This window comes from Frigoribacterium sp. ACAM 257 (genome assembly GCF_007954365.1).
GTDB lineage: Bacteria > Actinomycetota > Actinomycetes > Actinomycetales > Microbacteriaceae > Frigoribacterium.
Genome location: NZ_VOLO01000001.1, coordinates 664,181 through 676,713 on the forward strand (window position 1 = coordinate 664,181; position 12,533 = coordinate 676,713).

Annotated in this window: 14 protein-coding genes and 1 tRNA gene; 5 read left to right on the plus strand and 10 right to left on the minus strand. The window is 74.1% G+C overall.

The genetic code is table 11. From position 1 onward, the window contains the following. Window positions 1-12 precede the first annotated feature (12 nt). The 3 genes from ES689_RS03085 to ES689_RS03095 are packed head-to-tail and all read right to left on the minus strand — an operon-like array spanning window position 13 to window position 2,584. On the minus strand, window positions 13-834 hold the full coding sequence (locus tag ES689_RS03085) for an SDR family NAD(P)-dependent oxidoreductase (RefSeq protein ID WP_146900030.1): 822 nt from the start codon (window positions 832-834) through the stop codon (window positions 13-15). Further along, window positions 831-1,187 carry a Fe-S oxidoreductase gene (locus ES689_RS03090; RefSeq protein WP_223269350.1) on the minus strand — a complete coding sequence of 119 codons (357 nt, stop codon included), beginning with the start codon at window positions 1,185-1,187 and terminating at the stop codon, window positions 831-833. The genes ES689_RS03085 and ES689_RS03090 overlap by 4 nt, the downstream gene beginning before the upstream one ends. Then, window positions 1,184-2,584, minus strand: a complete 1,401-nt coding sequence (locus ES689_RS03095) for an NAD(P)/FAD-dependent oxidoreductase (RefSeq protein WP_146900033.1) — start codon at window positions 2,582-2,584, stop codon at window positions 1,184-1,186. Before ES689_RS03095 ends, ES689_RS03090 begins: the two co-directional genes overlap by 4 nt. A 171-nt stretch (window positions 2,585-2,755) precedes the next feature. Between ES689_RS03095 and ES689_RS03100 the strand changes: the two genes are divergently transcribed. After that, window positions 2,756-2,926, plus strand: a complete 171-nt coding sequence (locus tag ES689_RS03100) for a CsbD family protein (protein WP_146900037.1) — start codon at window positions 2,756-2,758, stop codon at window positions 2,924-2,926. Window positions 2,927-3,048: 122 nt separating this feature from the next. Here ES689_RS03100 and ES689_RS03105 read toward each other — a convergent pair whose 3' ends face one another. From ES689_RS03105 to ES689_RS03130, 6 genes are all read right to left on the minus strand, one after another. Continuing rightward, window positions 3,049-3,870 carry a crotonase/enoyl-CoA hydratase family protein gene (locus ES689_RS03105; RefSeq protein ID WP_146900040.1) on the minus strand — a complete coding sequence of 274 codons (822 nt, stop codon included), beginning with the start codon at window positions 3,868-3,870 and terminating at the stop codon, window positions 3,049-3,051. Further along, the gene (locus tag ES689_RS03110; RefSeq protein ID WP_146900042.1) at window positions 3,867-4,694 is read right to left on the minus strand and encodes an arginase family protein; all 828 of its coding nucleotides are present in this window, start codon (window positions 4,692-4,694) and stop codon (window positions 3,867-3,869) included. Before ES689_RS03110 ends, ES689_RS03105 begins: the two co-directional genes overlap by 4 nt. A 57-nt stretch (window positions 4,695-4,751) precedes the next feature. Continuing rightward, complete coding sequence (locus ES689_RS03115; protein WP_146900045.1) at window positions 4,752-5,864, minus strand: DUF418 domain-containing protein; 1,113 nt, start codon at window positions 5,862-5,864, stop codon at window positions 4,752-4,754. Next, complete coding sequence (locus ES689_RS03120) at window positions 5,861-6,583, minus strand: PspA/IM30 family protein (RefSeq protein ID WP_146900048.1); 723 nt, start codon at window positions 6,581-6,583, stop codon at window positions 5,861-5,863. The genes ES689_RS03115 and ES689_RS03120 overlap by 4 nt, the downstream gene beginning before the upstream one ends. A 118-nt stretch (window positions 6,584-6,701) precedes the next feature. Further along, window positions 6,702-8,729: a TPM domain-containing protein gene (locus ES689_RS16040; RefSeq protein WP_191330153.1), complete on the minus strand. Its 2,028-nt coding sequence runs from the start codon at window positions 8,727-8,729 to the stop codon at window positions 6,702-6,704. Window positions 8,730-8,843: 114 nt separating this feature from the next. Further along, complete coding sequence (locus ES689_RS03130) at window positions 8,844-9,251, minus strand: hypothetical protein (RefSeq protein ID WP_146900054.1); 408 nt, start codon at window positions 9,249-9,251, stop codon at window positions 8,844-8,846. A gap of 82 nt (window positions 9,252-9,333) precedes the next feature. On the opposite strand from ES689_RS03130, the gene ES689_RS03135 reads away from it, so the two are divergent. Then, on the plus strand, window positions 9,334-10,227 hold the full coding sequence (locus ES689_RS03135) for a DMT family transporter (RefSeq protein ID WP_223269351.1): 894 nt from the start codon (window positions 9,334-9,336) through the stop codon (window positions 10,225-10,227). Window positions 10,228-10,439: 212 nt separating this feature from the next. After that, on the plus strand, window positions 10,440-10,616 hold the full coding sequence (locus ES689_RS15515; protein ID WP_158614603.1) for a hypothetical protein: 177 nt from the start codon (window positions 10,440-10,442) through the stop codon (window positions 10,614-10,616). A gap of 139 nt (window positions 10,617-10,755) precedes the next feature. On the opposite strand, the gene ES689_RS03140 is transcribed toward ES689_RS15515, so the two are convergent. Next, window positions 10,756-10,827: transfer RNA gene (locus ES689_RS03140), tRNA-Arg, on the minus strand. A gap of 88 nt (window positions 10,828-10,915) precedes the next feature. Between ES689_RS03140 and ES689_RS03145 the strand changes: the two genes are divergently transcribed. Further along, on the plus strand, window positions 10,916-11,605 hold the full coding sequence (locus ES689_RS03145) for a pyridoxal 5'-phosphate synthase (RefSeq protein WP_191330155.1): 690 nt from the start codon (window positions 10,916-10,918) through the stop codon (window positions 11,603-11,605). 80 nt (window positions 11,606-11,685) lie between these two features. Further along, entirely contained in the window at window positions 11,686-12,471 is a 786-nt protein-coding gene (locus ES689_RS03150; protein WP_223269352.1) for a gamma-glutamyl-gamma-aminobutyrate hydrolase family protein, read from the plus strand. The last annotated feature ends 62 nt before the right edge of the window (window positions 12,472-12,533 follow it).

Consider the following 12,533-nt stretch of genomic DNA (forward strand, 5'->3'; position numbering starts at 1 on the left):
GCGGCCTGCCGGTCAGACCTGGGGGTCGACCCCGACGATCTCGCTCGTCCTGTCCCACAGCGCCTCGGCCAGCAGGTCGTCCTGCGCGTGGCGGTGCAGCCGCCCGTGGGGCTTGAGCTGGTCGAAGTAGGTGCCGTTCTCGACGCTGACCGAGCTCGGGCCCGACAGCTGGATCAGGGGCACGGCGCCCGCGTGGGCCGAGATGCCGTAGTTGCCGTTCGAGAGCACGTTCGCCATCCGCCACATCGGCGACGACGAGCCGAACGACGTCTTGACGATGCCGGGGTGGAACGAGAACGCCTCCAGTCCGGTGCGCCGCGCGAGCTCGCGGACGAACAAGATCGTCTCGATCTTGCTCGTGCCGTACTGGCGCCAGCCGCCGAGCCAGGGCCGCTTCGCCCAGTTCAGGTCGTCGAGCCGGACGCTGCCGAACAGGTTGGCCACGCTGGCCGTCGAGACGACCCGGCCCGAGCTCTCGAGCAGCCGGGGCAGCAGGAGGCGCGTCAGCAGGAACGGAGCCAGGTGGTTCGACTGCAGGATGCGCTCGTGCCCGTCGTGGCTGAGGCCCCGCTCGCTCACGAGGCCGCCCGCGTTGTTGGCCAGCACGTCGATGCGCGGGTACGCCTCGAGCAGCTCGTCCGCGAGGCGGCGCACGTCGTCGAGCCGGTCGTAGTCGGCCAGGAAGGCGCGACCGCCGACCTGGTCGGCGACGGCGCGGGTGCGCTCGGCGTTGCGGCCGACCACGGCGACCTGCGCGCCTCCCGCGGCGAGCTCGATCGCCGCCTCCCGGCCGATGCCGCTGCTGGCTCCGGTGATGATCACGGTGCGGGTCATCGATAGCCGCCTTCCTCGAGGCCTGCCTCGATCTCGAACCTGTTCGTCAGCGGGTCGCTGCCGGCCAGGAAGTACAGGAACGGCATCAGCATGCCGTACTTCTGCCACTGCCTCACGTGGACGGCCTCGTGCTGCAGCACGCGGGGGCCGTCCTTGTCGCGGGTCAGGTAGACCCGTCCGACGCAGGTGCCGCCCCGCTTGAAGGCCCACCGGGGGAGGCCCCGGCAGACGATCAGGTCGCCCACGACGCGCACCCGGCCGACGCTGAGCGGCACGCCGATCGCGAGTCCGACCGCGGTCGCCCAGGCACAGCCGAGGCGCGAGACCGGCGAGTCGAGGAGGGGGTTCCTCACGGACGCCCGTAGGCGTCGAGCAGGCGCAGCCAGATCTCGCTCACCGTCGGGTAGGCGGGGACGGCGTGCCAGAGGCGGTCGATCGGCACCTCGCCGACCACGGCGATCGTGGCGGCCTGGAGCAGCTCGGCGACGTCGGGCCCGACGAAGGTCGCGCCCACGATCACCTTGCGGCTCTCGTCCACGACGATCCGCGCGTGCCCCTCGTAGTCGTCCGAGTGCAGGGCCGCCCCGGCGACGCCGGCGAGGTCGTAGTCGACGACCTTCACGTCGATGCCGCGCTTCTCGGCGGCGTCCGCGGTGAGGCCGACGCTCGCGACCTCGGGGTCGGTGAACGTCACCTGGGGAACGGCGGCGTCGTCCGCGGTCGCGACGTGGGCGCCCCACGGCTCGGTCTTCAGCTCACGGCCGAGGGCGCGGGCAGCGATGACCTCGCCGGCCGCTCGGGCCTGGTACTTGCCCTGGTGGGTGAGCAGTGCACGGTGGTTGACGTCGCCGACGCCGTAGAGCCAGTCGGTGCCGTGCACGAGCAGCGTGTCGTCCACCTGCAGCCAGTCGCCGGGCTCGATGCCCACGTTCTCGAGGCCGAGGTCGGAGGTGCGCGGCACACGGCCCGTCGCGACGAGGATCTCGTCGGCGATCACGACGCTGCCGTCGTCGAGGGTGACCTCGACCGTGTCGTGCTCGGTCCGGAGGACGGAGGCGGGGGACGAGCCTGTGCGCACGTCGACGCCTCGCTCGCGGAGGCTCTTGCCGACCAGCTCGCCGGCGAAGGGCTCCTGGCCGCCCAGCAGGCCGCTGCGGGCGATGACCGTCACCGTCGAGCCGAGGCCCTGGTAGGCGGTCGCCATCTCGAGGGCGACGACGCCGCCTCCGACGATGACGAGGCTCTGCGGCACCGTCTGGGCGCTGGTCGCCTCGCGGCTCGTCCACGGGCGGGCCTCGGCCAGGCCGGGCACGTCGGGGAGCAGGGCGGTGGAGCCGGTGGCCGCGACCACGGCATGTCGGGCGGTGTGCACGGTCCCGTCGACCGTCACCTCCTTGACGCCGGTGATGATCGCGTGGCCCCGGAGCAGGGCGATGCCCGCGCCCTCGACCCAGTCGGCCTGTCCCGAGTCGTCCCAGCCGCTCGTGAACGAGTCGCGTCGGCGCAGCACCGCGGCGACGTCGACGTCGCCGGTCACGGCCTGGGCCGCGCCCCCGACGGACTTCGCGGCCCGGATGACCGAGGTCGAGCGGAGCAGGGCCTTGGACGGCATGCAGGCCCAGTACGAGCACTCGCCGCCGATCAGCTCGGCCTCGACGAGGGCCACCTCCAGCCCGCTGCGGGTGGCGTAGTCCGCCACGTTCTCGCCGACCGCGCCGGCTCCGATCACGATGAGGTCATAAGTCGTCATGGCTCAGACGGTAGTCCTGCGGGCCTGTCGAGCACCGGGGGAGTCCCCGGGGCGCACATGCACGATCGCTGTACGATTTCTGAGTACTGCGTGACAGGCGGGGACGCGACGGGCCCCGAGGCGTACGGTGCTGGAAAAGGCGCAGACAGCGCCTGTAGCGAGGAGGTCACCATGGGACTCGACGACAAGATCAAGAACGCCGCTCAGGACATCGCCGGTAAGGCGAAGGAGGCCATCGGAGACCGCAAGGGCGACGACAGCCTCAAGGCCGAAGGTCAGAAGGACCAGGCCGGCGCGTCCGCCAAGAAGGTCGGCGAAGGCGTCAAGGACGTCTTCAAGTAGGTCGATCCGCCTCGTTCTCGAGCCCGTCTTCCCTCAGGGGGAGGCGGGCTCCTGCGTGTCCGGGGCCCGCGGCGTCCGGTCTCGTCGTCGTCTGCGCTGCGGAGGGCGACACGAGGAGGCGGTCAGTCGCCCTCGTACTCCGCCGTCGTCCTCGAGAGGAACGCCTCCATGCCCCGGCGCGCGTCCCCGGTCCGCATGAGCCGCACGAGCTCCGGCTGCAGCTGCGCCTCCGCGGCGGCGTCGCCCTCCCGCACCGCCAGCCGGGCGGAGGCCAGCGTCGCCTGCACGGCCAACGGCGCCTGGGCGGCGATGCGGTGCGCGAGCTCGAGGCCGCGGGTGCGGGCCTCGCCCTCGGGGACGACCTCCTGCACGAGCCCGATGCGCCGCGCCTCCTCGGCGTCGAACAGGTCGCCGGTGAGCATCCAGCGCATCGCGTCCCCCCAGCCGACCCGGCGGGGGAGCCGGATCGTGGCCCCGCCGAACGGGAGGATCGCGCGGCTCACCTCGATCTGCCCGAAGCGGGTGCCGACCTCGGCCACGACGACGTCGCTCGCGAGGGCGAGCTCGACCCCGAGCGTGAGGCAGGTGCCCTGCACGGCGGCGACGACGGGCTTCGTGAGCGCGCGCCCCTCGACCTGCCAGGGGTGCAGCCCGCCCTCGGGCACGACGTCGAGCCCGTCGTCGCCGACTGCCGGGGCGACGTCCCCGAGGTCGAGGCCCGCCGTGAAGTGCTCGCCGTGGCCGACGAGCAGGCCGGCCCGCAGGTCGGGGTCGCGGTCGAGCAGGCCGTAGGCGAGCGAGAGCTCGCGGAGCATCCGCAGGTCGGCCGCGTTCCGTTTCTCGGGGCGGTCGAGGCCGATGACGAGCACGTGGCCGTCGCGCTCGACGGAGACGCGTTGCCGGTCCTCGCCGACGGGTCCGTCGTCCTTCCCGCCCGCGCTCATCGGGCGAGCGCCCCGACGACGCGGAGGATGGTGCCCATGTCGTCGGCCGCGGCGGCCGAGTCGACAGGGGCGAACGAGCAGATGCCGGCCCCGACGAGCGCGAAGCGCTCCTTGAGGGCGGTGATCGTCGCGATCAGGACGGCAGGGTCGAGGCCGAACGGCACGGGCTCGAGCAGCCCGTCGAGGGTTCCCGGGTCGAGCACGTCGAGGTCGACGTGGACGTAGACCTCGGTCGCGCCCGTCGCGGCGACGGCCTCGACCACCTCCTCGGGGGTGAGGTCGAGCGACGAGACCGTGCGGACCCGGCGGCTCTCGACCCAGGTGTCCTCGGCGTCGTCGTAGGTGCGGCTGCCGGCCAGCACGATCCGGCCGGGCTCCAGACGCCGGGCGCCAGGGCCGGCCTCGAGAGCGCCGAGCTCGTCGGTCCCGTCGCCGGTCAGGGCGCGCAGCACCATCCCGCTGAAGGCACCGCTCTCGCTGGTGCGCGGGCTGTGCAGGTCGGGGTGCGCGTCGAACCAGACGACGGCGGTGTCGGGGCCCAGCGCGTGCTGCACCGCTGCGTACTCCACGCCGCAGTCGCCGCCCACGACGAGGGCCGGCGACGCCCCGGCCTCGAGCTCGCGACGGAGGGACGCGGCGACGGCCACGACCGACGAGAACCTGTGCACCCGGGTGCCGAGCGAGTCCCCGGCGCCGACCGGCACCTCCACCACGGTGGTCGACTTCGTGGGCAGGTCGCCGAGCACGGCGTACGCCCCCTCGGCGAGCCGCATCGCCCTCGACGACGGTGAACCCTGCCACTGCGGAACCACGACGAACCTCATGCGCGTGAGTCTGGCACAGGGCGGTCCGCCGAGCGCCGGGGCCTGCTCACCGTGTGGTCAGGAGGTGCTCGCCGCCCGGTGGTCACGACCAGCTCGGCGCCAGGGCGTGCTGACGCTGGCGACGAGCCGCTCGAGCGGGCCGCGTCCGACGAACCGGCGCCAGAGCACGGCCCAGGCGAGGGTGAGGACGATCGCCGCGACCAGCCAGCCGAGGGGCAGGCCGTAACGGCCGCCGTCGAGTCGGTAGAGCGTGAAGAGGGGAGCAGTCAGCACCAGGTGCGCCGCGTAGATCGTGAGCGGCTGGCTGCCGACGGCGGCGAGCGGCGAGAGGCCCGTCGCGAGGAGGCGTCCGCCGGGCCAGGCAGGCCGGGTGGCGAGCAGCAGCAGGCCGACGACGGCCAGGGCCGTGCCGCCCGATCCGACGATCTCCGCCGGTGCGCCCTCGTGCGCCGCCGGGTCGAGGGCAGGCCACGAGGAGGCGCCCGGCAGCCACCGGGACCCGTAGCCGACGACCGCCGCCACGGTCCCCCCGACCAGCAGGACGACTCCGGTGCGCAGCCGACGAAGGTCGCTCCGGGCGGCGGCGAGACCGACGAGCAGGAAGGGCAGCCAGACGAGCGCCGGGTACGAGCCGACGAGCAGGGCGTCCTGTGCCAGGCCCACGATCCCGCCCGCGAGCGGACTGCCGAGGTTCGTCACGGGCACCTGGTCGGCGAGCCACGGGGCGACGACCGTCACGACCGCGGCCAGCGCGAGGAGCACCGCCCGCGGCGCGAAGAGGACGAAGGCGAGCAGCGCGAACATCACGCCGTAGTAGGGCAGGATCACGAGGACGTACTCGTTCCAGGCCTGCAGCACGAGGCCGAGCAGCACGAGGACCGCGGCCCGGATCAGCACGGAGCCGACGACCGGGGCGCGGCCTCCCCGTGCCGTCGGGCGCGACCCGCCCGACGAGAGTCCCAGCGAGATGCCCGCGAGGGTGGCGAACAGGATCGCCGAGCGGCCGTCGAAGACGCGCTCGTCGAGCTCCGCCCGCGGCCACATGTGCGCCGCGAACATGCCGAGCACCGCCAGCCCCCGCGCGACGTCGACCGCGACGACGCGCGACGCCCCGCCGCCCGGCCGGTGGACGGCGGGAGGCGGGGCGAGGGAGCCGGAGGCGGTGGTCACGCGTCGAGCGCGCCCAGCTTCAGCGCGGCCAGGCGCGCGTCGACCTCGGTCTGCTGGTCGAGGTCCTCGAGGCCCTCGAACTGCGCGTCGAGGCTGGACGCGGCGAGCTCCTGCTGGCCCAGCACCTTCGCCTCCTCACGACGGACCTTGTCCTCGAAGCGACCGATCTCGCTGGTCGGGTCGAGCACGTCCATGCTGCCGAGGGCGTCGGCGACCTGCGACTGCGCGGCCGCGGTCTTCGACCGGGCGACGAGCTCGTTGCGCTTCGAGTCGAGCTGGTCGAGCTTCGACCGCATGCCCGTGAGGCCGGCCTTCAGCTTGTCGACGACGACCGTCTGCGAGGCGATCGTCGGCTCGGCGTCCTTCGCCTCCTTCTCGGACGAGATCTGCTTGCCGAGGGCGACCTTGGCGAGCGCGTCGAACTTGTCCGCGTCGGCGGCGTTGCCGGACGTGCGGAGCTGGTCGGCCTTGTTGCTGGCGGCGAGTGCCTTGCGCTCCCAGTCGGCGGCCGCGGCGACGTCCTCCGCGTGGTCCTGCTCGAGCAGCCGCAGGTTGCCGATCGTCTGGGCCACGGCCGACTCCGCCTCGGCGATGCTGTTCGTGTAGTCGCGCACCATCTGGTCGAGCATCAGGGCAGGATCTTCCGCCTGGTCGAGCAGGGCGTTGATGTTGGCGCGGGTCAGCTGTGCGATCCGGCCGAAGATGGACTGCTTCGCCATGGTGGTGTCCTCTCGTGGGTGGTGCGTCGATCCCGCCGGGCGGCGCCCGCCGGGGAGTCTGGTCGTGCTCGTGCTCGTGCTCATGGTCGTCGTCTGCGTCAGGGCTGCGCGGCCTCGGTCAGAACCGTCCGCCGCCGGAGCGACGTCCGCCGCCACCGCCTCCGCCGCCCCCGAAGCCGCCGCCCCCGCCGCTGCGCCCGCCGAAGCCGCCCAGACCGCCGAGACCGCCGCTGCCGAAGCCTCCGCCTCGCCCGCCGCCGCCCCCGCCGAGCAGCCCGCCGAGGACGATCCCCGTGACGATGCCGCTCAGGTCGGCCCCGCCGCCGCGTCCGCCGCCCCCGCCGAACGGCACGCCCTGCTGGTACGACGAGACCTCGGCCTGTGCCTCCGACGCGGCCGTGCCGGCCAGCTGCACGGCGAGGTGCGCCTCGCCGAGGGCACGGTCCCGGTCGGAGGTCGCGAGCGAGACGGACGTCGCGAGGTGACGCTCGGCCTCGGACAACCGGGTGCGCGGCTGCGGGCCTACCGCGCCGCGTCGTGTCTCGATGAAGTCGCGGGCGGCGCTGATCTGACTGCGCGCCGTGAGGAGCGCCTGGTCGAGGGCGGCCTGCACCCTGCGGTCCTTCTCCACGGCGTCGCGGAGGGCGACGAGGGCGGCGTCGACGCGCACGTTCGCGGCCTCGAGGCCTGCCAGCACGGCGAGTGGATCGTCGGCCTGCGTCTCGCCGAGGGCGACGGCCGCGCGTGCCGCCGCCACCGAGCCCGAGACGTCGACTCCCTCGGGCACGCGATCGGCCGGCAGGCCCTCCGCGGCCGCGATGTCGCGCCGCAGGTCCGCCGAGAGCGCGGCGATGGTCGTGCCCGCGGTGCGCAGGGCCTCCGCCGCCTTGTCGACCGAGCCGACGAGCTGGTCGACCTGGCCGAGCGACTGCCTGGCCGCACGCACGGCGCCGACGGCCTCGCCGGTGTCGCCGCGGCCGATCGAGTCGGTCGCCGCGGCGGCGGACTCGTCCGCGAAGTCGAGGAGGCGCTCGGCCTGGTCCGGGGCGTCGGCCACCGTGGCCACGGCCCTGGTCGAGTACGTCTGCCGGAGCTGGGTCAGGAGCTCCCGTGCACGCCGCACCTTCTCGCGCCGGCCGGCGACCTCGCCGGGCAGCGCGGCCGCATCGCGGGGAGCGCGCTCCTCGTCGGCGCGGAGGGCGTCGAACGCCGCCGACTGCTCGTCGAGCGACCGTCCGGCCTCGTCACAGAGCTGGACGATGCGCTCGGTCCACTCGCGACGCTGCTCGGGCGAGTCGGGCACGGAGTCGTCCAGCCGCTGTTGCAGCTCGAACGCCTCCCGGGCCTGTTCCCTCGCCTCGGTCAGCGCGGCGGCGAACGGCGCGACGGCGTCGTCGCCGAACTGCGCCGCGGCGAAGCCGACCTCCTGCGCCCCGGCGGTCAGCTCGTCGTCGAGGGCGACGAGCAGGGCGGCCGCGCGGCGGTCCAGCTGAGCCTGCGCCTCCTCGGCCGACCGGAAGGCCCGGCGACGGGCACGGGAGCGGACCACGCCGAACACGACGGCGCCGGCGGCCGCCAGCACGACGAGCGCCACGAGCACCCAGAGCAGCCAGGAGAGGTCGGGGCCGGCCGCGTCGTCACGGATGCCGTCGGCGAGGGCCACCGCGGCGCCCGCCCAGTCAGAGTCACGGAGGCGGGGCTCCAGCACGTCCGACTGCAGCGCCTCCTGCTGGGCTGCCGTCACGGTCGAGCTGGACGAGACCGACAGGTCGTAGACCCGGTCGTCGACCGCCACGCTCAGCAGCACGTCGTCTGTGCCGAGCTGGTTGCGCTCAGCCGTCGCGAGGCCCCAGGCCGCGCTGTCGGCGGGGGAGTCGAAGGCGTCCACGTAGACGACGAAGAGGTCGATCCCGGCGTCTGCGGAGAGCTGGTCGAGGCTGTCCGTGACCTGCGACTCCTGCGCGGGAGAGAGGACGCCGGCGTCGTCGAGGACGTAGGCACCAGAGAGGTCGACGGGCGCCGTCGCGAGTGCAGGAAACGCCCCCAGGCCGACCGCCGCGGCGACCGCGAGCAGGCCGGTGACGCCTGCCGTGATGGCCCGGCGCGTGCCCTGGCCTCGTCGTCGACCCTTCGCGCTGACGGTCACGGTGCTCCCCTCGGTGTGATGGCTGGAGTCTAGCCACGGGGCCCCTGCCGGAGTCCGGCCCGCAGGCGTCGTCGTGGAGGACCGCGTCTGCACCGTGCCGGGGGAGGAGCCGCCTCAGTCGACGAAGAGGAGGACGATCGAGGCGACGGCGCAGACGGCACCGACGGCGATGAGGATCCAGCCCACGGTGCGGAGGGCCCGGCCGTCCTCGTGCGGCGGGTCGAGCCGCGGCCTCGAGGGGCGCCACGGGTCGTAGTGCACCGCGAGCTCCGTCTCGACGGGGGTGTCGACGGGGTGGTCGTCGAACTCCGTCTCGTGCAGCTCGCCGGAGGAGTCCATCCACCGCGCGGTGGCCGCGTGCGCCCAGTCGGGCGCGGGGATGACGACGGCGACCGTCTGTTCCCACCGACGAGAACGGGAGCGCATGACGCTGCCGGCGAGCAGGAAGGGCGTCCCGACGATGAACCCGAACCAGCCGAAGAGCTCCACGACGGGGGAGATCACGGTGAGGGCGTCGGACACTCGTCGATCGTACTGTGGCCGGGCCCCGTGGTCCTGCCGCCCTAGACTCGTCCTGCCCCGACGACCCCGGAGACCGCCGCCCGTGACCCGCCCCGCCGCCCTCGAGCGAGTGCCAGCGCCCCTCCTCGCCGTCGCGGCCATCGTGTCGGTCCAGTTCGGCGCTGCCCTGGCTCGCAGCCACTTCGACGCCGTCGGTCCGCTCGGCGCGGCGGCGCTCCGCCTCGGGTTCGGCGCACTGGTGCTGCTGCTCGTCTTCCGGCCGCGGGTCCGCGGCTGGACCCGGCGCACCTGGCTCGGCGTCGTCCTGCTCGGCGTCGCCCTCGCCGGGATGAACCTGCTCATCTACCTGGCCATCGACGTCGTGCCCCTCGGCGTCGCCGTGACGCTCGAGTTCCTCGGGCCGCTCACGGTCGCCCTCGTGCAGACTCGACGGTTCGTCGACGCGGCCTGGGCCCTCCTCGCGTTGACGGGGGTCGTCGTGCTCGGCCTCGACTCGAGCGGCGCGACCCCGCTCCTGGGCGTCCTGCTCGCCCTGGGGGCAGGCGCGTTCTGGGCCGGCTACATCGTCGCCAACGCCAGTCTCGGCCGTGGCGACGACTCGCTCGGCGGCCTCGCCGTCGCGATGACGGTCGCCGCGGTGGTCGTGGTGCCGCTGGGCGCCGGTGACGCGGCCTCGGCCGTCTCGGCCGACCCGAGCCTCCTGCTGGTGTTCCTCGTCGTCGCGGTGCTCACGAGCGCCCTGCCCTACTCGCTCGAGATGGTGGCCCTGCGGCGGCTGCCGACACGGGTGTTCGGGGTCCTGTCGAGCCTCGGCCCGGCGACGGCCGCGCTCGCGGGCCTCGTCGTGCTCGGCCAGGCGCTGGGGGTGCGCGAGCTCGTGGCCCTCGCCCTCGTGACGGTCGCGAGCGTCGGCGTCACGGCCACGTCTCGACGGCCTCGTCGCGACCGGCCGCTCGTGGAGCCGCCGCCCACCTGACGCCGTACCCCTACGGCACCCGTTCCGCCGACGGGTGAGGGGCGGGCGGTCCTGGAGGCCAGGGCGAGCGGTCGTGGTCGGGTGTACCCCGTTCACGGGGCTGCGCGGCGGCTTCGCGGGGTAATCTCCGGAGATCGGCCCTACCCGAGGCCGCCTGACCCGAGGAGGACATCATGGGTGCTGTTCTTGAGAGGACTTCGCGAGCGGAGGTCGTGCCCCTGGGCGACGGCTTCCACCGGGTGTCCACCCCCACCGCCGGCGTGATCGGCTTCGTGCACGAGACTGAGGGCCGTTTCGAGGTGCTCCGTGGCCGCGTCCGATCGGCCACACGTGCCGAGGGCGCCTACCGCACGCTCGACGTCGCGGTCATCGCGCTGACGTACAGCTGAGCCCGCGACGCGCAGTCGACCGTCAGCAACGGCGCCGACGGTCGACTGCGCACCCGACGACGAAGGCCCGCCCGACGACGAAGGCCCCGCAGCTGCGGGGCCTTCGTCGTTCCCGACCGGCAGGTCGAGGAGGTGCGGGTGCCCCCAGAAGGATTCGAACCTTCGCCCCTGCCTCCGGAGGGCAGTGCTCTATCCCCTGAGCTATGGGGGCCAGGGACGTCGACAAGGCTAGCAGCGATTGCCGGCGGTCACGGACGTGCTCGACGGACGCGGCGGCGGGACGAGAGCAGGCTGGTCTCGTGACTCCTCCCGACTCCGCTCCCGGCGCCTCCTCGTCCTCTCCGTCCTTCCGCGACCGCGTGAGGGGGGCGGCGTCGCCGAGCCCCGACGTCGGCGGCCTCGACATCTCCTCGACGCCTGCCGACCCGGTCGCGCTGTTCCTCGAGTGGCTCGACGCCGCGGTCGCCGCCGGTGTCGTCCAGCCGCACGCGTTCACGCTGTCGACGGCCTCGACGGCGTCGGGCCCCACGGCCCGCACGCTCCTGCTCAAGGACGTCGACGACGCCTTCTGGTTCACCTCGTCGGCCCTGAGCCCGAAGGGTCGACAGATCGCCGAGGACGAGCGCGTCGCGCTCACATTCTTCTGGGCGGCGCAGGGGCAGCAGGTCCGCGTCGTCGGCTCGGCGGTGCCCGGTCCGCGTGACGTGGCCGAGCAGGACTTCCGCCACCGGCACCCCGACTCCCGTGCCGTCGCCGTCGCCGTGCCGCAGAGCACCGAGATCGACGACGTCCGGGTGGTCGACGAGGCGCTCGACCGGGCCCGCGCCGAGGTCGAGGCCGACGACGACCTCGTGCCCGACGACTGGACCGCGTACCGGGTGCTGCCCGTGTCGGTCGAGTTCTGGCAGGCCACGACGGGCCGCGACCAGGTGCGCGTGCGGTACGACCGGGTCGGCGAGGACTGGCGCCGCGCCTCCCTCTGGCCCTGACCCCGCCTGGCCCTGACCCCGCGACGTAACGGCGCGACACACAGCTGGCGAGGTCGGCGACCGCCGACGACCATGGAGCCATGACCTCCTCCCTCGTCCGCCCCGGGTCCGCTGCCGTCGTCGCCGCGCGCCCGATGCTGGCCGTGGTCGAGGTGACGGCCGACCGTCCGCACGCCCCGCGCTACCACGCCTACGTGCAGACCCTCAACGAGCGGATCGTCGAGGCCGCGAGGGCCCTCGGCTGGGACGCTCGTCGGTTCGCCGCCGGCGACCTCGGCGCGACGGAGCTGCTGCGGGTCACCGAGGGCGCGTCGGCGATCGTGATCGCCGGGGGAGAAGACCTCGACCCGGCGGCGTGGGGCGGTCGGGGCGGCTACGAGGGCGAAGGCCGTCACGACGAGGAGGCGGACGCCGGCCAGATCGCGCTCGTCCGTCGTGCGCTGGTGCGGTCCACCCCCGTCCTCGGCATCTGCCGCGGGCACCAGGTGATCGACGTCGCCCTCGGCGGCACCCTCGTGCCGCACCTCGACGACGCCCACGGGATCCACCGCGGCTCGGGGGCCGTCGAGAGCCTCATGGTCGACCACGACGTCGAGGTCGTCGCCGGCAGCCGCACGGCCGCTGCCCTCGGGAGCACGACGGCGAGGGTGCGGAGCGCCCACCACCAGGCCGTCGACCGGGTCGGCGAGGGCCTGCTCGTCGTCGCCCGCACGGCCGACGGCGGGGTGGAGGCGGTCGAGCACGAGAGCGCACCGATCACGGGCGTGCAGTGGCACCCGGAGGACCGCGGCGCCGACCGGGCACAGCTGCCGCTCCTCCTCTCCCTCCTCGCGGGGCAGGCGGGCGTCGTCTCCCTCGCTGCCTGACCGGCGCCTCCCGCGCGTCGTCACGACGGCAGTCGTCCCGCCATCGGGCCCTCCGTCGCCCA

Bases quoted from the DNA above. Each gene is read 5' to 3' on its own strand.
- ES689_RS03085 (WP_146900030.1), bottom strand. From the start codon at position 834: ATGACCCGCACCGTGATCATCACCGGAGCCAGCAGCGGCATCGGCCGG.
- ES689_RS03105 (WP_146900040.1), bottom strand. From the start codon at position 3,870: ATGAGCGCGGGCGGGAAGGACGACGGACCCGTCGGCGAGGACCGGCAA.
- ES689_RS03100 (WP_146900037.1), top strand. From the start codon at position 2,756: ATGGGACTCGACGACAAGATCAAGAACGCCGCTCAGGACATCGCCGGT.
- ES689_RS03150 (WP_223269352.1), top strand. From the start codon at position 11,686: ATGACCTCCTCCCTCGTCCGCCCCGGGTCCGCTGCCGTCGTCGCCGCG.
- ES689_RS03095 (WP_146900033.1), bottom strand. From the start codon at position 2,584: ATGACGACTTATGACCTCATCGTGATCGGAGCCGGCGCGGTCGGCGAG.
- ES689_RS03110 (WP_146900042.1), bottom strand. From the start codon at position 4,694: ATGAGGTTCGTCGTGGTTCCGCAGTGGCAGGGTTCACCGTCGTCGAGG.
- ES689_RS03120 (WP_146900048.1), bottom strand. From the start codon at position 6,583: ATGGCGAAGCAGTCCATCTTCGGCCGGATCGCACAGCTGACCCGCGCC.